Source organism: Clostridium tunisiense TJ, from assembly GCF_000300195.1.
GTDB classification, from domain to species: domain Bacteria; phylum Bacillota; class Clostridia; order Clostridiales; family Clostridiaceae; genus Clostridium_J; species Clostridium_J tunisiense.
Genome location: NZ_AMQH01000002.1, coordinates 399181 through 424662, shown reverse-complemented (window position 1 = coordinate 424662; position 25482 = coordinate 399181). Strand labels below are relative to the sequence as shown.

Sequence of the window (25482 nt, the reverse complement as noted above, 5' to 3'; positions counted from 1 at the left end):
AGCATGGAAATAACTTAACTTTCTAAAGTTAAGGAACTTAATAAATGAAAGAAATACCATTAGAAGTGGGGGAAAAGGTATGAAGAGAGGAATAAACATCCTTTTAGTTGCATTTTGCTTATGCTTTATATTTTCTTTTAAGGCTAAAGCCGCAGAAAATTTAGAGGTAAAGGCAACCATAAAAGGTACAGTAGAAAAAGGCAATCACATTGAAATATTAGTAGATATTAGTGAAATAAAAAGTTTATATGCAGCATCTTTTTATTTTAAGTATGATTCAAAGGTGCTAAAAATTGAAGAAATTATTCCAGGAGAATTAATAAGTGACAACAAAATAAGCAAGTTTGAAGCTTTAAACAACATAGATGAAGCCAAAGGCTTAGTGAGTTATGGGTTTACTTGCATGGGCAATATTAATGGATTTTCAGGAAAAGGAAACTTAATAAAGCTCAAAGCTACAGTGCTAGACACTAAGGATTTTAAGCTTACAAGTAAGTATGGAAATAAAACTCCTAATGAAGATTACACTGTAACAATGCAAATTTGTGATAAAAATATTGAAGAGCTGCCTTATAAATTTGAGCCCTTTACTTATACTGCACCTAAAATTGAAAAGGTAGCAGAGGGGGAGAAGGTTAACAAGGATTCAAACAAGGAAACTAGTAGCGAACAAACAAACACGTCAAAGGATGCTACAGTTGAAAAGGATGGGAAAGCTATAGATAATAATGCTAACCCTGCTAATCCTGATGATAGTACAAAGGATGATAAGGATATAGCAAAGCAACCTAAAAATAATAATCCTAAAGGTAAGAGTACATCTATAGCTTATATTTTAGGCGGAATAATTATTATTTCCCTAGGTGGATTTGGATATTTTAGATTTAAGAAAAAGAAATAGTTTAAAACCATTAATATTGGATGGAGAAAAGTAGCACTAAACTTTTACAAAAGAAAAAAATTACTATGGATTACTAATTTTAATTTATAAAGTGTAATGAGGAGAATAACAATGAATAAAATGAAAGAAATATGGAGTAAGTTTAATAACAACTCCATAATTAAAAATATACTTGGGTTAGGAATATTCCGTGGTGGGTATATAGTAGGGAATGTAATTTTAACTGGGTTAATTTATAGAAACGTTGGAGATGACAGCATTGCTGGAGTATGGTTTACCATTCTATCTATTCTTACCTGGATAAACATGCTAGATATGGGCCTTGCAAATGGGTTAAGAAATAAGCTAACTGATGCTCTAAACGAAAAAAATCATGTTTTAGCGAAAAAATATATAAGTACTACCTATTATATCATGGGAATATTAACTGTAATATTTTTAGTCATATTTACGGTTTCAAGTTTTATAATTGACTGGAATGGGGTCTTTAATGTAAGTCCTGAGGTACTACCAAGAAACACACTAACACTGATGATGAACTTAATGATAAATCTTTATTTAGTGTATTTCTACTTGGGCTTAATTTTCCCTATATATCATGCAATAATGAAGTCTTATTTAGTTAACTATATTTCCTTTCTATCCACTGCAGTAAATTGTGGAATAATTTTTCTCTTTAACATTTTTAATATAAATAATGTTATACTCATGAGTTTTATATACAATTTTTCAGCTATTGTAATTATATTATGGCTTAGCTTTAGAGATTTTAGTGGAGAATTAAAAGAAGTAAGACCAAGCTTTAAGTTTGTGGATAGAACTCTTACAAAAGATATTTTAGGAACTAGTACAAAGTTTTTAATAATTCAAATAGCAACAGTAGTTTTATTCTCAACAGATAGTTTTCTTATTACAAAGTTATTGGGACCTGAAGAAGTAAGCCCATATTACTTTGTCAGTAAGCTTTTTAGAAACTTTATTACAGTATTTATAGTAATAATGACACCATTTTGGAGTGCTTTTGCTAAGGCTTATTATGAAAAGGATGTAAAATGGATAAAAAGCACCTTTAAAAAAATATATATGGTAACAGCCTTAATAGGTGTTGGAATAATAATAACCATATTTATAACCAATCCTGTAATTAATGTATGGGCTGGTAAAGCACAAAAAACTAGTATTGGTTTAATTATAGCTTGTGCAGCCTACACTATGATTCATATTTGGTGTACTATCTTCCAATACTTCCTAAATGCCATAGGTGAGTTAAATATTCAAATGGTAGCTTATCTTTTTGCTGGAGCAATTAACATACCTTTATGTATATTGTTAGTTAATAAGTTTAACCTAGGAAGCACAGGAATAGCCATGGGTACAGGAATTTCCTTGTTACTATTCGCTGTATTAGGGCCAATTACAACCTATAAAAGCATAAAGAAAATAGAACAGTAACATATAAATACCAAACAAATAAGGAGTAATGTATAAAGTTATACATTACTCCTTTAAATTTTAATTAGTTTATTTTCTTTGAGAAATTAACAAGGTCATAGAGATCAATAATTTTATCTCCGTTAAAGTCTAAGCCCTCATTCCAGTTAGCTGAAGCCTCATCTGTATTATAGCGTTTTGCCATGAAAGCATAATCTCTTATATCCACAGCACTATCTTTATTCAAATCATTAGGATTAATATCATAGTAATCCAAGAGTGCATCCGCTACAGATTGAGCACAAAGGGTTTGATAGCTATCTGTATTAAGTTTAGTTTCCTCTTGTGGATTAGACATAAAGCCAAACTCTACTAAAACTGAAGTCATATCAGTTTCCCTCAGCACATAAAAGTCCGCTGATTTAACTCCCCTATCCTTTGTACCAGTGTTTCTAATTAAATAACTTTGAATAATAGATGCTACGTCTCTTGCAGTATATTCACCAGGATAATGAAAGGTTTCAAGTCCATAAGTTGCAGTAGAACCCTCAACAGAATTAGTATGAAGAGAAACGAATAAATCACTCTTCCAATTATTTGCCATAGTTGTTCTAGCACCTAAAGTTGGATAGGTGTCACTGGTTCTAGACATCATAATATCAATACCATTTTTAGTAAGCATGTTTCTTAGTTTTAATCCTATAGGTAAAACAATGTTTTTTTCATAGGTCCCATAATACCCTGGTGCACCAGAATCACTGCCACCGTGACCAGGATCTAAGAATATCTTTTTTAAGGCATCGATACGGAAATTACTTTCCATAATCACATCGTAGCTATTAGGAGAATCAGAATTTTTTGCTTCAAGAATTATAGTGTAATCCCCAGCCTTAGAAGGTACCCACTCACAGCTACTAGAGGTGGAATAATCTTGAATTAGTTTTTTGCTAGAACCATCATAAACAGAGAACTTATAGAGTAGCTCTCCACTATTTCCTTCCCCATTGGCGCTAAGGTTTATCAGAGAATATACCTTTTGAGGCGATGGTTTATCTATTGTAAAGTTGTATATCTTAACTCCAGAACTTATTCGTTTATTACTTGGACTACTTTCATTATTACTTCTATCCACTGAGGTTACCACATAATAGTAGCTTTCACCTGGGCTTGCGGTAGTATCTAGGAAAGTATAATTTTTTTCGCTTGTCCCCTGAACTTTACCCACAATTTTTGATGGATTATTTAAGGTAATAGTTTCCGAGGTATTAAACCTATAAACAAAATAATAAGAAGTATCGTTAGGGTTAGAATTAGTCCAATTAACCTGCATACCTGTGCCAGTACTTTTGACAGAATTAATAAAGGGTGCACTTGGTTTACTACTATCAATCCATGGCATTGCAGGAATTATAGCTTTCGATTTAAAGGAAATGTTTTTTAAGTTATCTTTTATTCCTAATTTATTTTCCAAAACATCAGAGATGCTAAACAAGGAATTTCCTTTTATAGCTTCATACTGTCTGTTAAGATTAACTTGCTTTAAAATTTCATCTCCAGATAACCAAGCACCAGAGGTATTTACCTTATAGGCTGCTTGCCCCATATAAAGATGAGTATTTTTTCCCTTAACTTGGTTAGCCCACCATTCAGTAAGTACTGCATAATCAGCACCAGGTTGGCCAATATACCAGTATACCTGAGGAATAATATAATCCAGCCAACCCTCATTGATCCATTTTACTGAGTCTGCATAAGCTGTTTCATAATGACTCTTGCCGGAAGTTGCTGAACCATTAGGATCAGAAGAACTATTTCTCCAGATTCCAGAAGGACTTACACCAAACTTCACATAGCTTTTCTCTGCTTTAATTTTAGAATAGAGCTGAGAAATAAGTTTGTTTACATTATCTCTTCGCCAATCATTGATGTTACTAAAACTTTTTCCATAGGTAGCAAATTGCTCGCTATCGGGGAAAGAAGTTCCAGGATAGAAATAATCATCAAAATGAATAGCATCGATATCATAGTTTTTAACCACTTCTAATACTAAATCAATAATATATTGTCTAGCTTCTGGTACTCCAGGATTAAGACAATAATAGTTTCCAGCATTAACAATCCATTCAGGATGGCTCTTAAGAGGACTGCTGGCAGGAAGTTTGCTTATGTAAAGGTCTTTATTAAAGCTTGGGTCCGAAGAAATTCTAAAGGGGTTAAACCAAGCGTGAAACTCCATATTTTTCTTATGAGCTTCCTCTACAGCAAATTGTAAAGGGTCATATCCAGGGGCCTGTCCTAAATTTCCTGTTAAGTATTTAGACCAAGGAGCATAATTAGAAGGGTAAATTGCATCACCCATGGATCTTACTTGAAAGATTACAGCATTAAGATTCATGGAATCCATCTCATTAACAAGATTTAGATACTGTTGTTTTTGAGTAGCAATAGAAAGACCAGTATCTGAGGGCCAATCTATATTAAATACAGTACTTACCCATGCACCTCTAAACTCCTCTTTAGGAGTGGATATTTCCCCAGTTGATGAGGCCTTTTCAAACCCTGTAGCACCTGCAGTTGCGGTACTGTTAAAAAGCAAAGTAAGAGTTACAACTAAAGAACTTATGATTTTTAAACTTTTTTTCATTTGAACCTCCTTTGTTAAGTTATAAATATAGGAACTTTAACCAGTATCCATTTGGTCAAGAATAATAAAGTCATTTTACTTTTAAACTATTCTACATAAATTAAAAAAAACCTTTAACCTTATTCAAAAGATATGAAAAAAATAATGGAATTAATGGAAAATTACTTGAGAAGTTCTACAACTTATCATGATAATTATAATAATTCGATAAGATGTGGTAAAAAATGTATAAATACAAGCTGAAAATACTATAGTTGAGTACCACAATATAACAAGAGAAGAATACAAGAATATAAGAATATGCAAATAGTTTACAAAAGACTTGTGTAATTATTATGAGTAATTGCACATTTTCTTTGAAAATTAGTATTTCAGCAATTAATTTCTGGTTATTTATACTAAACTTTATGATATAATAAAATTAACTTTATAGAAAGTGCATGTTATAGGGTATTATGATGAATTTTGAAATTATTTAGTACAAAAGCCTTTAAGAAATTATAACAGCCTTAATATAAAGGTTAGGACTACATAATCAATATTATTTTTATTTTTTTGGGGGGAGAAAATGGGTAAAGTTACAAAAATATGGACAATTATTTTCACCATAATGTTATTAGCCATAAGTAAAGATGTACAAGCTGTACCTGCGAATAATAAAAGCAGAGTGGTAGCTCAACCGAATGGGGTAGAATTCAAGGCTACACTTTCAGGGGATGAAAAGTTAAACTATTTAGTTGGAGAAGAAGGCAGTATTCTAACAAAAGGTAATGATGATTACTGGCATTATTCAAATATGAAATATGGACAACTAATTCCTTTGGAGGAAAAGTATAACATTGATGGAGTGCCAGAGCAAAGAGTAACAAAGGATAATTTAGGACAAAAGCTTCAAATTCAAAGACCCTTACTAGCTAAGAAAGCTAGAATTTCAGCATATAACAGCAATAGGACTCCTGCACCAATTCAGAAGGCTTTAGTACTTTTGGTTCAATTTAATGATGTAAAACTAAGCTATAGCAGTGAAAGCTGGTATGACTCTATATTTAATTTGAATTCAAAGTCCTTGAGCAAATACTATAAGGATAATTCTTTTAATAAAATTAATTTTCAGCCAGTACAAGAAAGTGAAGGCACCTCAAATGATGGAGTGATAAACGTTACCTTAAACTATAATCACCCTAATTATGGAGGGAAATTAGAGGGCATACAGTATAATATTAGAGATGTGTTAGTACAAGCTAACACCTATATAAATTTTAAGGACTATGATAAAGATGGAGATGGAAAACTTACTGCAGAGGAGCTGCACTTAGTTATAGTGGTAGCAGGACAGGAAGCTTCAACCTTATATGAAGAGCCATATGTTTATGAGCCAAGCATTTGGGCACATAAATCAAGTGTACCTCTACAATTTTCCTTAGATGGAATAAACTTTTTCAATCAAGATTATATTGCCATTGGGGAGAAACACCAAGATCATAAGGCAACAATAGGAGCTTTAACTCATGAAATAGGGCATAACCTAGGTCTTCCAGATCTTTATGATACTGATTATAGTTCCCAAGGGGTAGGAGAGCACAGCTTAATGGGCTCAGGAAGCTGGGGAAACTTAATTGGAGAATATTCAGGACAAACTCCAGCTAATTTAGACCCTTGGAGTAAAATCTATTTAGGCCTTCTACAGCCTAAGGTGATAAACTATGAAACAGAGGAAGTCTTAAATAGTTATTCCTTAAGTGGGCAGTATAATGTGGTAAAAGTGCCAACTAGAAATCCAAAGGAATATTTCTTGCTAGAAAATAGGCAGCACACAAGCTATGATGAAAGTTTAAGAACTTTTGGAATAAACTCAGGAGTTGCAATTTGGCATATTAATGAAGCTGTCATTGAAGCTAATATGGGAAGTAACACTGTTAATGACAATGAATATAGCAAAGGTGTAGACCTAGAGGAAGCAAATGAAGCAGCCTTAGGAATAAAGCAGCTAGACCTAAAGGAAGAGGATTATGCTTTGAGCGGCTATAGAAATGGCTTAAAGCACTACTTTAATAAGTCTTTATATAGTACCTTCTCAACCAATACTATACCAAACAGTAACCTACAAAGTAATTCCTCAACTGGATTAACCTTTAACGTACTATCTGATAGTAGTGCTAGTATGAACATAAAAATCAGTGGAAAATACTTTGTAGACTTTGACAATGATGGATATATTGATATAAAGGATTTAGGTACTGTAGCTAAAGCTTATAATGTTTCTAATAGTCAGAGTGCCTATGAAAGAAGATTAGATGTAAATGGAGACAGTATTATTGACTTATACGATTTAGTAAAGGTATCACTAGGGTTTGGTCAATAAAAGACTAATAAGGATCCTATAAAATTACTAAATAAACAAGGTAAAAGTATGCATAATAAATAGTAGAAAAAAGGAGCTAACCTAGTAAAAATAAGTTAGCTCCTTTTAAATTATTTTTTTACATATTCAACTATTTTATATCCTTCTTGTACCTTTACAGTTAAAAGTAAATCTTCTAGGTTAGGTTTATTTTCAGTAGCATTAGAATTAATCTTATCAACAGTTACTGCCACCTCATATAGGGTGTCTGACTTTTGTGTTATGTTCAAAGAGTCAACAACAAGTTGGATTTCTCCACCAGTTTTCCTAAGAGCAGATAGTTCCTTTTCCACAGCACTAAAGGCATTAGAATTCTTATCAACTACCTCCTCTAGGTATGAAGGGTCTGAGGTCTTGTTATTAACAAGATTTGTAGTTATTTGGAAAAGGTTATTTACCACTTCTTCAACATAGGCCTCGTTATTTTTATAGTTTTGAACCGGATTAATAACAATTACCTTTTCCTCGCCCTTATTAGCCTGTTTGTTTTTATTAACAAAATAAAAGGTTCCTGATAAAGCTACTATAACAACTAATACTAGGATTAAGTACCCATATTTCTTTTTCATATATCCTCCTAATAGCTGATTTCTCTTTGGTAGATTCTTTTAATTTCAGCACTTTCTTCTTGAAACCTATTTTTAACTGCATTATAAATAGCAACTTTGCCAGGGTCTGGAGAGTTTGGCGGATATTTTATAGCAGTTATATTAAGCCTCTCAGCATAAACTCTGTCAATAAAACTATTCATATCGTTAATTGAACCAGCAGCCATGAAAATGTTTTTTGCACCAGTAGGACCATGTTGAATTGCAGTGGACATGATCATATTTCTAGTAGCATTATATTTCACAAGCTCTCGAGTATCGTAACCATTTCTAGAAGCTATACTTAAGAAAGAATCATAATAATTTTTCCTTGTATACTGTTGCTGAATTTTATAGAACTTATCATGCTCACTATTTGCAATGCCAACCCAGGCTGCTTTAAAGTTTGCACCATAGGTACCATCAGCAATCTTTGCATCGTTTAAAGTTTTATAATAGTTAGGTTCAATGCCCTGAAGCCAAGTCATAAAGGCTCCAAGACTTCCCATATTAGCAGAAAGCTGGAAGGCACCACAGGATACTCCTCCATTATCAGCGGGATTATCTGAAATAGCACCTGCATCCATAGCAGATTCTTTTTTTGCAGCTACATAACCAAGGAAGGATTGATTTAAATCATCCTGGATTATATCCATATAATTGTAGTAAACATAACCCTTTAAAATAGAGTTATCACTTTTGTACCAATCAACATTAAAAAAGCTTCTTGCTAAATTAGGTACATGGACTAACGTGTTGTTTGGCAATACCCCTAGCTTTGCAGTGGAGGTACTGGGTCCTTGTCTGAAGTTTACATCATCACTAGCTACCCCAAGCACATTTTTCACATTATTAGCCTTATCGTAGAGTAGGGTTCCAAGCTTTGTAGCAACTTTTCCACCAGCTAAGTTTTGAGCCTCAGCCATTGCTTGATAGGCTGTTGGAGCACTTTTAACCACGGTTTCACCATTGTATATCCAATAGGAAGAAGAATTCCAAGCTAAGGTTCCATTACTCATAACGAAGCCGTTTGGTAGTTTTGAAGCTTCGTTTATTGCAGAAAATAAGTCTCCATTATTATAACCTGTTACAAAGTCCCCATTTGCGTTAAAGACCTTAAAGGCAGAATAATTTATAGCCGTGGAGATTTGGGTAACATCATAAATGTCAACCATGCCGTCTTTGTTAAGGTCATAGGCTGCATTTGTTGTAGAGTAATACTTAGATAGCTCCGCTATATCTTTAACATCAACTAAACCATCTTTATTAAAATCATATTTTATAGTTGCTGCCTGAGCTATGGAAGTATTAGCAAAAATAGAAAGGGTCAGGGCAAGAAGCAAAGCTCTGATTTTAAATTTTTTCAATAATATCACCTCAAATTTTTTATAAACTTAAACAGAAAAACTGTTATTCACCTTTTTAGGCTAGCTTAAGTAAAGTTTTGATAAGAAAGCCTAAATACTTCACAATATTACATAGTAATTATTATAACACATAATTAGGTTGTAAAATACCTTCCAAAATTGACGTTAATTATAAAAAAACTCGAAAATAAACCAGTTTTGTTAAAATAAAATTAATTATGTAAAAAATATTAATGAATTTTTATTAATAAATGTTGTATAATGAACTTTGAATAAAGGAACAGTTAGATTTACTTGTAAAAAGTTTAGTTAATATAATTGTAAAAGATTGGAAAAGAGTACTTAAATTGAAAATATAATAAGAGTTAAAAAACAAAGAAAAGAAATGGGAAATTGCTCGATGTTGTCGAAGGTATAAAAACTTTATTAGGAAAAAGTAGAAGCTTTGTCGAAATCCTTGAAGAAGCTCATAAATTTTTGTATAATTGTATACAGGAGATTGGTGAAGAAAACTAAAGAAAAAGAGTAAAAATTAAATTTATGATGAATTAAGCATTGGATGAATTTCTTGGATAATTTTAACACAGTTTAAATTTTTAGGGAATTTTTTTATCATATTTGGATAAACAAGTTTAATATATATTTAAATTAGCTTTGGGGGAATGAGAATGGTAAAGGGCAAAAAAATGGTAACATTAGCCTTAGTAGATGTAATAATAATAGTTTGCTCCTATGTTTTATCCTATTTTGTTAGGTATTTTAATACAGAAGAGTTTTCACACATTGTTAACTTAAAGGACACTCTTCCGTGGATTATCCTAACTTATTTAGGATGTTTTTATCTATTTCGACTCTATGAAAGCCTTTGGAGTTTTGCAGGTACAGAAGAATTTTTAATGGGTGTTATAGGTTGCATTGCAGCAACGACTACTGTTCTAGGGCTTCAAACCTTGGTGATACATTCGCAGTTGCCGAGGATGATTATGGCATTATCAGGAATATTTATTTTAATTTTTTCCCTAGGTTTTAGGGTTAGCTTTAGAGTAGCGCGAAGAACTGTGATTTATTTACAGGGAAATAATAAGGGCACTTTTAAAAGAGTAATGATTGTAGGAGCTGGAGAGGGCGCTCGTACTGTTATCGGAGAAATGAAAAAAAATCCTCAACACAAGTATCAACCAGTGGTACTTATTGATGATGCCCCCTCAAAGAAAAATACTTCTATTTCAGGGGTTAAGGTATTAGGGAGTAGACAGGATATAGAAGTCTTGGCTAAGAAATATTCTGTAGACTTAATTCTTTTTGCAATACCAAGTGCCTGTGAAGAAGTGAAAAAAGAAATTATTAAAATATGTAGCAATACTAAACTTGAGGTAAAAACTCTACCGGGAGTTAAAGAACTTATTGGCACAGGTTTAACTTTAAAACAAATAAGAGATGTAGATGTAAAGGACCTTTTAGGTCGTGAACAAATAAAGCTAGATCATGAAGGAATATCGGAGTACTTAAAAGGAAAAAGAGTGCTGGTAACCGGTGGAGGAGGTTCCATTGGTTCAGAGCTTTGCAGACAAATAGCTCAGTTTAAACCAGAAGAATTAATGATACTAGACATATATGAAAATAATGCCTATGATCTTCAAATGGAGCTGGAAAGAAAATATCCTAGCCTTAAGTTGAAGGTTTTTATTGCGTCAGTTAGAGATAGAAAGCGACTTGAGAGTATTTTTCAGGAACATAAGCCAGAGGTAGTATTTCATGCAGCGGCGCATAAGCATGTTCCTTTAATGGAATATAACCCCACTGAAGCCATAAAAAACAATGTTTTTGGCACTTTAAATGTAGCGGAATGTGCCGATAAATATAATGTAAATAAATTTGTACTGATTTCTACAGATAAAGCGGTAAATCCAACAAATATTATGGGCGCTACTAAAAGAATGTGCGAAATGATTATACAAGCCCAAAATAAAATAAGTAATACGGAATATGTGGCAGTAAGGTTTGGAAATGTTCTGGGAAGCAATGGCTCAGTAATCCCACTATTTAAAAAGCAAATTGCAGAAGGTGGACCATTAACTGTTACAAATAAAAATATAACTAGGTTTTTTATGTTGATTCCTGAAGCAGCTCAATTAGTGCTGCAAGCAGGGGCCTATGCAAAGGGTGGAGAAATCTTCGTTCTGGATATGGGAAAACCCGTAAGGATTTATGACTTAGCACTGGATTTAATAAAGCTTTCAGGGCTTGAACCCCATAAAGACATAAAGATAGAAGTTACAGGGTTAAGACCAGGAGAAAAACTTTATGAAGAGCTTCTAATGGCAGAGGAAGGCCTAGAAAAGACAGGACACGATAAAATATTTGTAGGACAGCCTACTTTTAGTGATATGGAAGAGCTAAAGAGTCAGTTCGAAGAATTAAAGATAATAATTAATTCAGAAGCGCAATGGAAGGTAGCAGATAAGGTGGAGAAGATAGTTCCAACTTATGTCAGAAAGACTGAAGAGTTAGTGGCAGCGGCCAATGTAGGTTAGCTAGGTTGGGTTGAAGATTATAAAAAGAGAATTCGATTTTATATCAAGTATATTAGGTATTAAAGTATTACTTCTTATAACAATTAAGATTTTTAAAAATAAAGGCGTGGTAGAAGGAAAACAAGAAGAATATTACTCACATCAATATGAAAGTGGAGGGGCCATGAAAAAGATATTACAAATAGCAAGCGTGGATTTTACTGTAAAGAAGCTATTATTACCACTAGTAAATAGACTATTGGAAGAAGGATATCATGTTGACATCTCTTGTGCAGAAGGAGAATATACAAAGGAATTAGAGAAAAAAGGATATAATTTTAGGTATATAAACGCGGTAAGAAAAATTAATGTTAAGTCAAATATTAAAACTATGTTGCAATTATATAGAATTATGAAGGAAAATAAATATGACATAGTTCATACGCACACTCCAGTGGTAAGTGTACTGGCAAGAGTAGCAGCAAAACTTGCAGGGGTAAAGTGTGTTATTTATACAGCACATGGATTCTATTTTCATGATGATATGAGTAAGCTTAAGTATAAGTTTTATGTAACAATTGAAAAAGTAATAGGCAAGTACTTTACTGATTATATTTTTACTCAAAGTTACGAGGATTATTTAACTGCACTTAGTAAAAAATTCACAACAAAAGATAGATTAGTGTGTATTAGTAATGGTATAGATATAGAACGATTTAGTGAAAATAATGTAAAAGTAAACAGGAATGAGATTAGACAAGCTTTAGACATTCCTGCGAATTCAAAGGTTATAGGATTTACAGGAAGATTGGTAAAAGAAAAAGGTATAATTGATTTACTTGAAGCTTTTAAATTGATCATAACTGAGTTTAATGATGTGTTTTTAGTGATTATAGGAGACACAATAGCGGGAGATAGAGATTTAGAGACAAAAAATAAAATTAAAATGTTGTTAGAGGACAGTTTAATAAGGGAAAAGGTAAGATGCTTAGGATTAAGAGAAGACATACCTGAAATACTAAATTCAGTAGACATATTTTCACTACCCTCTTATAGAGAAGGTATGCCACGGTCTATTATAGAAGCCATGGCTATGGGGAAACCAATTATTGCCACAGATATTAGAGGGTGTAGAGAAGAAGTTACAGATAACTATAATGGGTTTTTGGTAGGTGTAAACAATCCATCAGAAATATATGAGTCAATAAAAGTACTATTAACTGACAATAATCTGTTTCAGAAGTTTAGTATGAATAGCATTAAAAGAGCTCATGAATTATATGATGAAAGAAAAGTCTTGGATAAGCAGTTAGAAATTATGAATATGGTAACTACTGAAAAAATCAATGTGGTGGTTAGCAATTATAAGGGAGAGAGTTTATAATGAGATTATATGAAAAAATTATAAAGAGAAAAGAAAAGATATCAGTTGTAGGATTAGGATACGTTGGAATGCCACTAGCAGTAGCCTTTGCAGAAAAGGTGGATGTTATTGGGTTTGATATTAATAAACAAAAGGTTGAAGAATATAAAAGAGGTCATGATATAACTAATGAAGTTGGAGATGAAAAATTAAAACAAACCACGGTATATTTTACATCTGATGAGAGTGATTTAAGAAGGGCAAAGTTTCATGTGGTAGCAGTTCCAACACCGATAAATGATGATACAACACCTGACTTAACTCCTGTGATAGGAGCATCAAGAGTAGTTGGAAGGAACTTAACTGAAGGTTCAATTGTTGTTTTTGAATCAACGGTTTATCCAGGCGTTACAGAAGAAATTTGTGTACCAATATTAGAAAAAGAATCTGGATTAAAATGTGGAGTTGATTTTAAAATTGGATACTCACCAGAAAGAATTAACCCTGGTGATAAGGTTCATACAGTTGATAAAATTATTAAGATAGTATCTGGAATGGATGCTGAGACATTGGAAGATGTGGCTAAAGTATATGAAATTATAATAGCTGTTGGTGTGCATAGAGCAGAAAGTATAAAGGTAGCGGAAGCTGCAAAAGTAATTGAAAACTCACAAAGAGATATTAATATTGCATTTATGAATGAACTTTCCATAATATTCAATAAAATGGGGATTGATACAAAAGCAGTTTTGGAAGCAGCAGGAACTAAGTGGAACTTCCTCAAGTTTACACCTGGACTTGTAGGTGGACACTGTATAGGAGTTGATCCATATTATTTAACTTATAGAGCTCAACAATTAGGATATAATTCTCAAGTTATTCTTTCAGGTAGAAGAATAAATGATAACATGGGTAAATATGTTGCTGAGTCAACTGTTAAAAATTTAATTAAAGTGAATAAACAAATAAACGGTGCTAAAGTCATATTAATGGGAATTACTTTTAAGGAAAATTGTCCCGATGTAAGAAACTCTAAAGTTATAGATATAATTAGAGAATTAGAGGATTATGGTGTATGTGTAAATGTATATGATCCTATTGCAAATGAAAATGAAGTGATGAATGAATATAATATCCAGTTATGTGACCAGAACGAATTAAATAGTGCAGATGCGGTAATATTTGCAGTTAGTCATAACGAATTTAATGAATATACTCTTGAGAATGTAAAAAGATTATATGAAATTAAAATAGAAGATGGTGCATTAAAGGAAATAGCGGCAACAAATTTATCACATCAAAAGCAAGTACTTATAGATGTAAAAGGTATTTTTGATAGAAAAGAAGCAGAAGAAAAAGGATACTCATATTGGAGGCTGTAATAATGGGATATAAAAACATAAAATTTTCTAGCGATAGTAAATTCTTAGTTACAGGAGGAGCCGGTTTTATCGGCTCTAATCTTGTGCAAGCAATACTTAATTTAGGATATAAAGTTAGAGTTTTAGATAATTTATCAACGGGCAAAAAAGAAAATATTGATTTATTTAAGGGTAATACAAATTTTGAATTTATTGAAGGTGATATTCGAAGTCTTGATACATGTATGGAGGCTTGTGAAAATGTAGACTATGTTTTACATCAAGCTGCCTGGGGTAGTGTTCCAAGAAGCATAGAGATGCCTTTGCTATATGAAGAAATAAATATCAGGGGCACCCTTAATATGATGGAAGCCGCTCGTCAGAATGGCGTAAAGAAGTTTGTATATGCTTCAAGTTCATCAGTTTATGGAGATGAACCTAATCTTCCAAAGAAAGAAGGAAGGGAAGGAAATCTACTCTCTCCCTATGCACTTACTAAAAGGGTGGATGAGGAATATGGTAAATTATATACTAAATTGTATGGTCTAGATACTTATGGTCTTCGTTATTTTAATGTGTTTGGTAGAAGACAAAATCCTGATGGAGCATATGCAGCAGTTATCCCAAAATTCATTAAGCAATTATTAAATGACGAAAGTCCTACGATAAATGGTGATGGGAAACAAAGTCGTGACTTTACTTATATTGAAAATGTAATTGAAGCAAATTTGAAGGCTTGTATGGCACCTCATGAAGCTGCTGGGCAAGCATATAATATAGCATATGGTGGCAGGGAATACTTAATAGATATTTATTATGAACTTTGTAAGGCTTTAAATAAAGATGTTGATCCATTTTATGGACCTGATCGTAAAGGTGATATTAAGCACAGTAATGCAGATATAACAAAGGCCAAAGAGTTGCTTGGTTACGAAGCAGAGTGGAGTTTTGAAAGAGGAATCAAAGAAGCTATAAGGTGGTATAAGGAGAATTTGTAATTATGTCAAAGGGGACAATAATTTATATTGGTGGGTTTGCATTACCAGATAAAAATGCTGCAGCACATAGAGTGATTAATAATGCAAAAATACTTAGAGAGTTAGGATATAATGTTGTTTTTATAAGTAAAATAGTAGATAAATTGGCAACTAGTAATAACAAGAAGATGGTAAAATACTATGGATTTGAATGTTGGGAGATTGAGCTCAAACAAAGTAAAGTTGAAATGGTAAAAGCATTGTTTGAAATTTCAAGTATAAAGCCAATACTTGAAAAATATAGTGATTTAAAAATTGTTATAGCATATAATTTTCCTGCAATAGCATTACTTAAACTACGAAATTATTGCTCTGATAATGGAATCAAATGCTTGGGTGATATTACTGAGTGGTATGGGACTAAAGATAAAAGTTTAATATATAAACTTATAAAAGGATTTGATTCAACTCTAAGAATGAGAGTTATTAACAAAATGTTAGATGGTCTAATTGTTATTAGTAATTACTTATTGAATTATTACGAAAATAAAAAAAATATTATATGTATACCTCCTTTAGTGGATTTAAGTGATGAGAAATGGATTTTCAAAGAAGAGTTCAAAGAAAATAAAATGACATTTGTTTATGCAGGTGCGCCAAGCAGTGAAAAAGAGCGGTTGGATATAATAGTTAAATGTATAAATGAACTAAGTTATTATTATCCAGTAGTTTTAAATATTATAGGAATTACTGAAGAACAATTTTACTCTATCTATAAAATTCATTCTCATTTTAATTTTCATTCTGATGCAATAATATTTCATGGTAGATTAAATCATAGAAAGACAATCGAATCTGTAAAACTAGCAGATTTTTCACTTGTTATTCGTGAAGATAGTAGGCTAACAAAAGCTGGGTTTCCTACTAAGTTTGTTGAGAGCATTACTTGTGGTACACCTGTTATATTCACAGACAATAGTGATTTAAAGCGTTATGTTCAAAATGGAATGAATGGATATATTGTTACTATAGATAACTTTAAGGAAGACTTAGAAAAAATAATTAAGGCTAATGCTGAAATTAGAGTAGACAATAACATATTTGACTATAAAAGTTATATTGAAGATACACAGCAATTTATGGAAATGATTTTTAATAAGTAAGAAATTTACATTATATTTGTTAAGGAATGATAGATAAATGAAAAATAAAACTATTGCTTTGCATATTATTATGCCTAATCAAGTAAGTGGTCCTAATACTGCAAATAAAAGAATGGCTCAATCTTGGTTAAAAAATGAGTATGACTTTCATTTTGTTACTCAAACATTTCATGCCAACTCAAAAATTAACATTGCTTTAATTAAAGATTTGAAATCTCAATTTGAACGTATACAACCAGATATTGTACATTTATCTGGGCTCCAATCTTCAGGATTTCATGCTGTTGTTGCCGCTAGGTTAGCTGGTTGTGACAAAATTATAGTAGCAATACGTGGATTTTCGGGAGATGCGATAGGAATAGGTAAACTTAAAAAGTTTATATTTACAAAAATTATTGAGCCTTTGACTTTAAAATTATGTTATAAATTTTATACTGTATGTACTGAGGCTTCTAATAAAAAAATGGTGCAGAAAAATAAAAGTAAATATATAGGTGTTATTCATAATGCTGCACCTAAAATTGACATTGACATTAGTCAATCAAGAAGAAAAACTAGAAAAGATTTAGGGGTGGATGAAAATGATTTTTTGGTTGTTGTTTCTGGTAGAATGGTCTTCGACAAAGGAATATCATTCATCATAGATGCAATTGAGAAACTAAATGATCAAAGAATTAAATTTGTTTTTGTTGGAGACGGTGAATATTGCGATATATTGAGAAATAAGTACCAACACTTATTACTATGCAATAAAATTCATGTGTTAGGGCAACGTAGTGATGTACTTACAATACTAGCGGGGTGTGATTTGTTCTTATTTGCTACACTACATGAAAATTTATCAAATTCATTGTTAGAAGCAATGGCAATAGGATTACCAATTATAGCAACAAAAGTAGGTGGAAATACTGAAGTTGTAAGAGATGGAATTAATGGATATCTTATACCGGCAAAAAATTCAGATGAAATTGTAAAGTGTATCATGAAAATAAAGAGTGATGATGAGTTAAGAATGAAATTTTCACAGCAATCTCTCAATATAATTCAAGAGAATTTTTCACAGGAACGTTTATATCAATCTATAGCCGAACTATATAAAAATATATGATTCGACAATAAGCTTAGAGGAAGTGAACAATGTTAAAAATTAATATCAATAATGCTAAACAATATAGTATGCTTACTATTTCAAATTTTGGAACAATGTTATTGGCGTTTATAACAAATATATTAATGACAAATATGCTGAATGAAACTGAATATGGATCATATAGGTATATAATTAATATAATTACAATGATAGTTTCATTTGTAAATTTTGGAGTGTACTATTCAACAGCAAGATTACTTACATCTACGAGTGAACATAGAGAAAAAAATCTTTATGGTGCTACAGTTACAATTGTATTAGTTATATCATTTTTGGCAGGTATTATTATCTTTGGGGGATATTTTATTGTTAGTATATTTGTGAAAGATATAGATAAGCTGTTTTTATATGCCTTGCCTCTTATATTTACTGTAATGTTACAAAGAACTTTTATTTATATGTTAAAAGGGTCAAATAAGATTTATGATATTTCATTACAGACAATTTTACCACAAATTTTAATACTTAGTTCATATATTATATTATGGATTGCTAAGGTTAAAAATGTTAGCTTCGTATTGTCTTTAACTGTTTATGCAATTGCATTTCTTGTTACAGATTTAATTACGATTTATAGGTTAAAAATAAATCTGTTAAGTGGAATCAAAAAAGAGGCTGCAAATATTTTCAGAGAGCAAAGGCATAATGGTTTTGAAATATACAAAGGATCCCTGTTATCAGTTTTTGCCGCAGATGTCTTAAATGTTGCTATTGGATCTATTTCTTTAAAAGCTGAGTATGCTATTTACGCTTTATCATTAAGTTTATCTACACCTATAATACAAATACCAGCTACTATGGGAATCATACATTTTAAAAAAAATGCAAATTCAAAGAAGCTAGCTAAAAAAGAAATAATAATGACATTTCTGTTGAGTATTATAGCATATATTGGTTTGAATTTAGTTATGCTATTTTTTTTCCCTATAGTATATGGACAAAGGTATTCTGGTACTATAATGTATGTTTCAATATTATCAATGGGATATTTATTTCATGGTATAGGTGATTATTTTAATCATTTTCTTAATGCACATGGGAAGGGATCTAATATAAAAAAGGGATCATACATATGCGGGATAACACAAGTTCTTCTAGCTGTTGCTCTTATGCCAGTTTTCCAAATTTGGGGGTTAGTTATTTCTAGAGTTATATCAAGCTTAGCTTATTTTCTTGTAATGTTTACAAGTTACATACAGTTTGTTAAGAGTACAAAAGGGATTGGAGATAGGTATAATGAGTAACTCAAATTATACAATAGATAGTAGAGTTGAGAATATGCCAATTCGCTATATAATGATTTACCTAGTTTTTACACAAATAGCATATATATTAATGTATCATGGACAATACCCAAATATAGTCGTTACTATATTGTTCACTTCATTATGTTATGTTTCTTTATATATGGGTAACTTACCAGGGTGGAAAATAAAGGACAGTCTTAAAACCTATAATTACAATGATTCAATAAAAAGAATTATTGTGTTTTGTGCTATTTCAACTATTATTATATCTTTATATAATGTGTTTTCGTTTTATTCTGATATCACTATTATAAAGCAACTTATTCTAAATCCTGGACAAGCTTATGAATATGTAAAGTTTATAAGGAGAAATGGAGATTTAAACAGTACTTCAGCCTGGGAATCAATTATTGGAATAATATTGAATATTTTTACATTTACCAAGTATTTTTTAGGTGGTTTTTCAATTATGTATTGGAAAAATCTAACTAAGGGGTATAAATCGCTAATAATATTATCTATAATTGTGTATACAGTTCATTCATTATTGATGGGTGCAATGGTTAATGTGGGCTCCTTCTTTTTATCAATTTGTCCTTTCTTGTTATTCAAAATCAAAAATAGAAATAAAAGGGCATCAGTTAAATCAATAGCATTTTTAATGATAATAGTTATTATATTTACTTTGGCAATTTTATATTTCTTAGGTACTAGGAAGGTTTTCCAATTAAACTATAGTGATACAGGAGTCTTGATGTCAGGATTACTAGGGTTGCTTTTTTATATTTCACATGGTTATGTAGGTCTTTCGTATTGTTTAGACTTACCATTTAAGTTTACATGGGGACATACGGTATTTAGAGGGATATCAACTACGATATTGCCTTATTTTGGCATAAATAACGCATTTTTTAATAGTTATTTAGTTAGAAATGAAGTCGAAAACGGGTGGAGTGCATTGCAAGTATGGTCTACAGTATTTCCATGGCTAGCATCTGATATTACATTTTGGTTAATTCCTGTTTTAATGTTTATAATCGGATATTTTATGAAGAAGTTATGGAAAGAATCGCTAGTATTTGAGAATCCATATGCACTGGCAGTATTAGGGCAATTGTTTATTTTTTGTTTTATGATTCCCGCAAATAATCAGTTGTTTCACACATTTGGAAATAGTGTTGGAACAATAGTTATTTATATTTTTTATTTTAATTCGCGATACTCAAAATTATCATCAAAGATAAGGAGATAGTTATATGTTCAAAAATAAAACTTTACTAATAACAGGCGGTACAGGTTCCTTTGGAAATGCAGTAATGAAGAGATTTTTAGATACAGACATAAAAGAAATACGTATCTTCTCAAGAGATGAGAAAAAACAAGATGATATGAGAAAAATATATAAAAATGATAAACTTAAGTTTTATATAGGAGATGTGCGTGATTTAGCAAGTGTGAAAAATGCCATGTATGGAGTTGATTATATATTTCATGCTGCTGCGCTTAAGCAAGTTCCTTCTTGTGAGTTTTTCCCACTAGAAGCTGTAAGGACTAATGTTTTAGGTACAGACAATGTACTAACTGCAGCTATAGAATGTGGAGTAAAAAAAGTTATTTGTTTATCTACTGATAAGGCTGCTTATCCAATTAATGCAATGGGAATTTCTAAGGCAATGATGGAAAAGGTATTTGTTGCTAAAGCTAAGACTGTGGATCCAGAAAAAACACTTATTTGCGGCACTAGATATGGAAATGTTATGGCTTCAAGAGGGTCTGTTATTCCATTATTTATTGAGCAAATAAAAAATGGACAACCATTAACTGTTACAGATCCAAATATGACTAGATATTTAATGAGTCTTGAAGAAGCTGTTGAACTTGTGGTTTTTGCATTCCAAAATGCTGAAGCAGGGGACATCATGGTGCAAAAGGCACCTGCATCTACTATTGGTGATTTAGCGCAGGCGGTTAAGGAGTTATTTAATGCTGATAATGAAATAAAAATTATGGGAACTCGTCACGGTGAAAAGCTATATGAAACACTTCTTACTAGAGAAGAGTATGTTGTAGCTGAAGATATGGGAGAATTTTTCAGAGTTCCTGCTGATAAAAGAGAGCTTAATTATGATAAATATTTTGTAGATGGGGATCAAGAACTTTCAGTTGTAGAGGATTATAACTCTAATAATACGAGCTTATTAACTATAGAACAAATCAAAGAAAAGCTATTGTCTCTTGAGTATGTAAGAAAAGAATTAGGATATACGGCAGTTGAGGAAGAGGCTGCAATTACTAATAATAAAGCTGAATAAGGGGAATGCAAATATAAGTGGTGACTTAGGTGAAGCTAAGCTTAAATCGGTAGCTATATGAACTGGAATATTCACATAATTGAAATCTAGGACATAAAGATATGGTTATTATAATGTGAGCTATTAAAAGGTTTAATCCCGAGAAACTAGATACTTTTTACTTGGAGGTAGAATTTATGAAGAAGTTAAAGGTCATGACGGTTGTTGGCACAAGACCAGAAATAATAAGACTGTCTGCTGTTATAAACAAATTAGAAGAGTCAGAGGCAATAGAACACATTTTAGTTCATACAGGACAAAATTATGATTATGAATTAAATGAAGTGTTTTTCAATGACTTTAATCTTAAAAAACCAGATTATTTTCTTGATGCAGCTACAGGAACGGCAGTAGAAACTGTAGGAAATATTCTTATTAAAATTGATCCTATAATGGAAGAGGTAAAGCCAGATGCTGTTCTCGTTCTAGGGGATACCAATAGTTGCTTAAGCGCTATAGCAGCTAAAAGAAGACACATTCCAATTTTCCATATGGAAGCAGGTAATAGGTGCTTTGACCAAAGAGTGCCAGAAGAGACAAATAGAAAGATAGTTGATCATACGTCAGATATCAACTTAACCTATAGTGATATTGCAAGGGAATACTTACTAAGAGAAGGACTACCTGCTGATAGAATTATAAAAACAGGAAGCCCAATGTTTGAAGTAATTAACTCAAGAAAAGAAGATATTGAGAAGTCAGAGGTTATCGAGCGATTAGAACTTAAAGAAGGAAAATACTTTGTTGTATCAGCGCATAGAGAAGAAAATATAAATTCAGAAATAAATTTTTTAGATTTAGTGGAAAGTTTAAATGCTGTAGCAGAAAAATATAATATGCCTGTCATAGTAAGCACACACCCTAGAACTAGAAAAATGATTGAAACTAAAGGCATTGAGTTTAATCCACTGGTAAAAGTAATGAAGCCATTAGGGTTTAATGATTATGTAAAACTACAGATTAAGGCAAAAGCTGTACTAAGTGATAGTGGAACCATAAGTGAAGAGTCATCCATTCTTGGTTTTAGAGCACTTAACATAAGGCAGGCTCATGAAAGGCCAGAGGCAATGGAAGAAGCTTCTGTTATGATGGTAGGGCTTAAAAAAGAGAGAATATTACAAGGGTTAGAGATACTTGAGACACAACAAAAAAATACACTAAGACATGTGGCTGATTATAGCATGCCTAATGTATCAGAAAAGGTGCTTAGAATAATATTATCTTACACAGATTATGTAAACAGAGTTGTTTGGGGTAAATAGAAGATAATAGTATCTATATACTGGTTTATGTTATAGATTTCGATCCTAAATTAATTAAACTTAGACGAAAAAGTAGTCCTATTCAGGGCTATTTTTTTATCTTATATTTTAAAAGAAAACTAAGCTCTTTGTTTCTCATAGGCACCTAATGGAATGTAGATAAACGACATATAAATGAAAAGTGGCTCAGTTTTAAGTGTAAATCAACAAAAATAAAGGATATTCCACCTATTCGAAGAATATTGCTTTGGGTATGATTTTAAGGAAATTGTATATTTGCTAAAATCAGTAATTTATTTAATTTTTGGGAGGATTAGTATGGGGAAAAGGATTAAGTCAATAGCAAGTTACATCACATGTTTTATTTTAATGTTTAATATTTTAACTAGTAATGCAGAAATGGTTTATGCAACGAGCTCCTACTTTGCAGGAGAAGGTAGTGAAACAAGTCCATATGAAATCAGTACTGTAGAGGAACTTCTTCAGTTTTCGTCATTAATGAATGCTGGAGATGTGAATTATAATACGAAATACTACAAAATCAAAAATGACATTGATCTATCAGGTATAGCAAATTGGACACCTATTTCAAACTTTAGCGGGATATTTGATGGAAATGGAAATCGAATTACAGGGTTAACCATTAATTCAGTAGGGGTAACAGGGGAGACCACAAAATATATTGGATTATTTGAATCCAATAAAGGTACAGTGAAGAATTTAGGTGTAATAAATTCTAATATAGAAGTATCTAACTACTTAAATATTTATGCAGGAGGAATAGCAGGTGAAAACAATGGAAGTATTATAAACTGCTATTTTACTGGGGATATGAAAATCTCTTCAGCTTGGGCATCGTCAAAATCTTCAAAAACAATTGCAGGGGGGATTGTAGGTTGCAATAATGGAATAGTTACAGATTCTTATAATACTGGAAGTATTTCTGCACGAACTGGCAACTATTCTGGCTTGGCTTACGCTGGGGGAATAGCAGGAAATATTTATAACGGAATAATCAAAAATTGCCATAATGAAGGAAGCATTACTACATCTTCTGAACATTATAGTTACTCAGGAGGAATAGCTGGATCTAGTTTCCTTGGAACAATTTTAGACTCCTATAACAAGGGGGTTGTGTCGGCTGATGGAACACTTTCAAATAAATATTCAGGTGGAATAACAGGAGATAATTATCGTGGAACAATTACAAATTGTTATAATGAAGGCAAAGTAAGCTCAAGAGATTATGGTCATTCAATTTATGCAGGTGGAATAACAGGATCAAGCGGTGAAGTTGATATTATAAATTGTAACAATTCAGGAGCCATAGAATTAAGCGAGAGTGGTGATGCTAAATATGCAGGGGGAATCGCTGGATATATTGGTTCAAATGGAACCATAAGCGGTTCCTATAACTCAGGAGATATATCAGTTTTGGATGCCTGGAAAGCATATGTTGGAGGAATAGTAGGACAAATTAACAACAACGAACCTGTAACTGGGGCTTATAATACAGGGAACATATTTGCAGCAGCTACCTCTAACGCATATGCAGGAGGAGTAGCAGGGCAGATCAATGGAGGAATATTTATTGAGTGTTACAATATAGGAAGAGTAGCTTCAAGCTCTGATAATAACGCGTATACTGGGGGATTTGCTGGGAATAACTATGGAACTATAGAAAATAGCTTTAATGCTGCAAATGTATATTCAAGTGCTAAATCTGCCTTCACGGGTGGATTAGTTGGTGTAAATAGTAGTGGAGCGGTGGCTAATGTATACAATGTAGGAGATATATCCTCTACAGCTTTAGATAATTCCTATAATGGGGGAGTGGCAGGATATGTGGAAGGTGGAACTATTACAAGTGCTTACTATTTAAATACCAATGAACAAGGAGTAGATAATGGCACAGTAATTGAAGCTACTAAATTATCTGCTGATGAAATGAAATTGGAGAGTTCTTATAGAAGCTTTAACTTTGTAGATATTTGGGAAATACCTTCTAAAGGTTCATATAAATACCCATGCCTTCGTTCAGTGCCAATAGCTGCCTATATTGTGGAGTACGACAGTCAAGGAGGCTCAACCATCAATTCAGTTAATGTAGCACCAAATAGTATAATTATTGAACCAACAAAACCAGTACGACCAAATTATATCTTTGGAGGTTGGTATAAGGAAGCAGAGTGTATAAATAAGTGGAGATTTGAAGTAGATAAGGTTACTTCAGATGTAAAGCTGTATGCAAAGTGGACAAAGGAAACAGGATTAAAAGTAAATGTTTCATCAATTAATGGAATAGTTCTTGGATTATTAGAAGATTACAACTATGAAGATAGTGTAGAATTAACAGCAGTACCTAATGAGGGGTTTGTTTTTCTAAACTGGAGTGACAACCTTGGAAAAGTATTGTGTAATGATCACACATATAAATTTAAAGTTACTGATGATATTCAGCTGAAAGCAAATTTCACGAGCCAGTGTGATATTGATAAGGACGGAGAAGTAACTATTTTAGATTTGGCTACCATAGCTAAGGGTTATAATACAAAGAGTGTAGAAGCTAATTGGAACTCAAATTTTGACTTTAATAAGGATAACATAATTGATTTGTTTGATTTAGTATATTGCTCAAAGAAAATTATTGTAAAATAGTATCAGAGAAAAAAATAAAGGAAATTCAACATCTTGGAAGAATATTATTTTTAAAGTCATTATGAAAGAAAGCAAGACTAGAATTCATTGATTTAATTGGAGGAGC

General features: G+C 32.0%; 17 protein-coding genes. 14 read left to right on the top strand and 3 right to left on the bottom strand.

Going from position 1 to position 25482, the window contains the following annotated elements:
- Positions 1 to 79: 79 nt before the first annotated feature.
- Both C661_RS0101990 and C661_RS0101985 read left to right on the top strand, forming a co-directional pair.
- The gene (locus C661_RS0101990) at positions 80 to 901 is read left to right on the top strand and encodes a cohesin domain-containing protein (RefSeq protein ID WP_017413619.1); all 822 of its coding nucleotides are present in this window, start codon (positions 80 to 82) and stop codon (positions 899 to 901) included.
- Between the two features lie 111 nt (positions 902 to 1012).
- A complete protein-coding gene (locus C661_RS0101985; RefSeq protein ID WP_017413618.1) occupies positions 1013 to 2353 on the top strand; it encodes a lipopolysaccharide biosynthesis protein in 1341 nt (446 codons plus the stop codon).
- Between the two features lie 64 nt (positions 2354 to 2417).
- On the opposite strand, the gene C661_RS22560 is transcribed toward C661_RS0101985, so the two are convergent.
- Positions 2418 to 4976, bottom strand: coding sequence for a family 10 glycosylhydrolase (locus C661_RS22560; protein ID WP_017413617.1), 2559 nt, complete (start codon positions 4974 to 4976; stop codon positions 2418 to 2420).
- Between the two features lie 568 nt (positions 4977 to 5544).
- Between C661_RS22560 and C661_RS0101975 the strand changes: the two genes are divergently transcribed.
- Positions 5545 to 7338 carry a M6 family metalloprotease domain-containing protein gene (locus C661_RS0101975; RefSeq protein ID WP_017413616.1) on the top strand — a complete coding sequence of 598 codons (1794 nt, stop codon included), beginning with the start codon at positions 5545 to 5547 and terminating at the stop codon, positions 7336 to 7338.
- Positions 7339 to 7448: 110 nt separating this feature from the next.
- On the opposite strand, the gene C661_RS0101970 is transcribed toward C661_RS0101975, so the two are convergent.
- Together C661_RS0101970 and C661_RS0101965 are read right to left on the bottom strand one after the other, a co-directional pair.
- Positions 7449 to 7946 carry a hypothetical protein gene (locus C661_RS0101970; RefSeq protein ID WP_017413615.1) on the bottom strand — a complete coding sequence of 166 codons (498 nt, stop codon included), beginning with the start codon at positions 7944 to 7946 and terminating at the stop codon, positions 7449 to 7451.
- A gap of 8 nt (positions 7947 to 7954) precedes the next feature.
- On the bottom strand, positions 7955 to 9331 hold the full coding sequence (locus C661_RS0101965) for a VgrG-related protein (RefSeq protein ID WP_017413614.1): 1377 nt from the start codon (positions 9329 to 9331) through the stop codon (positions 7955 to 7957).
- A 668-nt stretch (positions 9332 to 9999) separates the two neighbouring features.
- Here C661_RS0101965 and C661_RS0101960 point away from each other — a divergent pair.
- From C661_RS0101960 to C661_RS0101910, 11 genes are all read left to right on the top strand, one after another.
- Positions 10000 to 11865: a polysaccharide biosynthesis protein gene (locus tag C661_RS0101960; protein WP_017413613.1), complete on the top strand. Its 1866-nt coding sequence runs from the start codon at positions 10000 to 10002 to the stop codon at positions 11863 to 11865.
- A 10-nt stretch (positions 11866 to 11875) separates the two neighbouring features.
- Positions 11876 to 13228, top strand: a complete 1353-nt coding sequence (locus tag C661_RS0101955) for a glycosyltransferase family 4 protein (RefSeq protein ID WP_017413612.1) — start codon at positions 11876 to 11878, stop codon at positions 13226 to 13228.
- Positions 13228 to 14589 carry a nucleotide sugar dehydrogenase gene (locus C661_RS0101950; protein ID WP_017413611.1) on the top strand — a complete coding sequence of 454 codons (1362 nt, stop codon included), beginning with the start codon at positions 13228 to 13230 and terminating at the stop codon, positions 14587 to 14589. Before C661_RS0101955 ends, C661_RS0101950 begins: the two co-directional genes overlap by 1 nt.
- Before the next feature lie 2 nt (positions 14590 to 14591).
- The gene (locus C661_RS0101945; RefSeq protein WP_017413610.1) at positions 14592 to 15566 is read left to right on the top strand and encodes an SDR family oxidoreductase; all 975 of its coding nucleotides are present in this window, start codon (positions 14592 to 14594) and stop codon (positions 15564 to 15566) included.
- Between the two features lie 2 nt (positions 15567 to 15568).
- A complete protein-coding gene (locus C661_RS0101940) occupies positions 15569 to 16708 on the top strand; it encodes a glycosyltransferase (protein WP_017413609.1) in 1140 nt (379 codons plus the stop codon).
- Positions 16709 to 16745: 37 nt separating this feature from the next.
- Positions 16746 to 17816, top strand: a complete 1071-nt coding sequence (locus C661_RS0101935; RefSeq protein WP_017413608.1) for a glycosyltransferase family 4 protein — start codon at positions 16746 to 16748, stop codon at positions 17814 to 17816.
- A 29-nt stretch (positions 17817 to 17845) separates the two neighbouring features.
- The gene (locus C661_RS0101930; RefSeq protein WP_017413607.1) at positions 17846 to 19102 is read left to right on the top strand and encodes a lipopolysaccharide biosynthesis protein; all 1257 of its coding nucleotides are present in this window, start codon (positions 17846 to 17848) and stop codon (positions 19100 to 19102) included.
- Positions 19095 to 20357, top strand: coding sequence for a hypothetical protein (locus C661_RS0101925; RefSeq protein ID WP_017413606.1), 1263 nt, complete (start codon positions 19095 to 19097; stop codon positions 20355 to 20357). Before C661_RS0101930 ends, C661_RS0101925 begins: the two co-directional genes overlap by 8 nt.
- A 4-nt stretch (positions 20358 to 20361) precedes the next feature.
- On the top strand, positions 20362 to 21417 hold the full coding sequence (locus C661_RS0101920) for a nucleoside-diphosphate sugar epimerase/dehydratase (RefSeq protein ID WP_017413605.1): 1056 nt from the start codon (positions 20362 to 20364) through the stop codon (positions 21415 to 21417).
- A 176-nt stretch (positions 21418 to 21593) separates the two neighbouring features.
- Positions 21594 to 22718 carry a non-hydrolyzing UDP-N-acetylglucosamine 2-epimerase gene (wecB, locus tag C661_RS0101915; protein ID WP_017413604.1) on the top strand — a complete coding sequence of 375 codons (1125 nt, stop codon included), beginning with the start codon at positions 21594 to 21596 and terminating at the stop codon, positions 22716 to 22718.
- Positions 22719 to 23036: 318 nt separating this feature from the next.
- A complete protein-coding gene (locus tag C661_RS0101910; protein ID WP_017413603.1) occupies positions 23037 to 25376 on the top strand; it encodes a GLUG motif-containing protein in 2340 nt (779 codons plus the stop codon).
- Positions 25377 to 25482 lie beyond the last annotated feature (106 nt).

Bases quoted from the DNA above. Each gene is read 5' to 3' on its own strand.
- C661_RS0101990 (WP_017413619.1), top strand. From the start codon at position 80: ATGAAGAGAGGAATAAACATCCTTTTAGTTGCATTTTGCTTATGCTTT.
- C661_RS0101985 (WP_017413618.1), top strand. From the start codon at position 1,013: ATGAATAAAATGAAAGAAATATGGAGTAAGTTTAATAACAACTCCATA.
- C661_RS22560 (WP_017413617.1), bottom strand. From the start codon at position 4,976: ATGAAAAAAAGTTTAAAAATCATAAGTTCTTTAGTTGTAACTCTTACT.
- C661_RS0101975 (WP_017413616.1), top strand. From the start codon at position 5,545: ATGGGTAAAGTTACAAAAATATGGACAATTATTTTCACCATAATGTTA.
- C661_RS0101970 (WP_017413615.1), bottom strand. From the start codon at position 7,946: ATGAAAAAGAAATATGGGTACTTAATCCTAGTATTAGTTGTTATAGTA.
- C661_RS0101960 (WP_017413613.1), top strand. From the start codon at position 10,000: ATGGTAAAGGGCAAAAAAATGGTAACATTAGCCTTAGTAGATGTAATA.
- C661_RS0101950 (WP_017413611.1), top strand. From the start codon at position 13,228: ATGAGATTATATGAAAAAATTATAAAGAGAAAAGAAAAGATATCAGTT.
- C661_RS0101945 (WP_017413610.1), top strand. From the start codon at position 14,592: ATGGGATATAAAAACATAAAATTTTCTAGCGATAGTAAATTCTTAGTT.
- C661_RS0101940 (WP_017413609.1), top strand. From the start codon at position 15,569: ATGTCAAAGGGGACAATAATTTATATTGGTGGGTTTGCATTACCAGAT.
- C661_RS0101935 (WP_017413608.1), top strand. From the start codon at position 16,746: ATGAAAAATAAAACTATTGCTTTGCATATTATTATGCCTAATCAAGTA.
- C661_RS0101930 (WP_017413607.1), top strand. From the start codon at position 17,846: ATGTTAAAAATTAATATCAATAATGCTAAACAATATAGTATGCTTACT.
- C661_RS0101925 (WP_017413606.1), top strand. From the start codon at position 19,095: ATGAGTAACTCAAATTATACAATAGATAGTAGAGTTGAGAATATGCCA.
- C661_RS0101920 (WP_017413605.1), top strand. From the start codon at position 20,362: ATGTTCAAAAATAAAACTTTACTAATAACAGGCGGTACAGGTTCCTTT.
- wecB (WP_017413604.1), top strand. From the start codon at position 21,594: ATGAAGAAGTTAAAGGTCATGACGGTTGTTGGCACAAGACCAGAAATA.
- C661_RS0101910 (WP_017413603.1), top strand. From the start codon at position 23,037: ATGGGGAAAAGGATTAAGTCAATAGCAAGTTACATCACATGTTTTATT.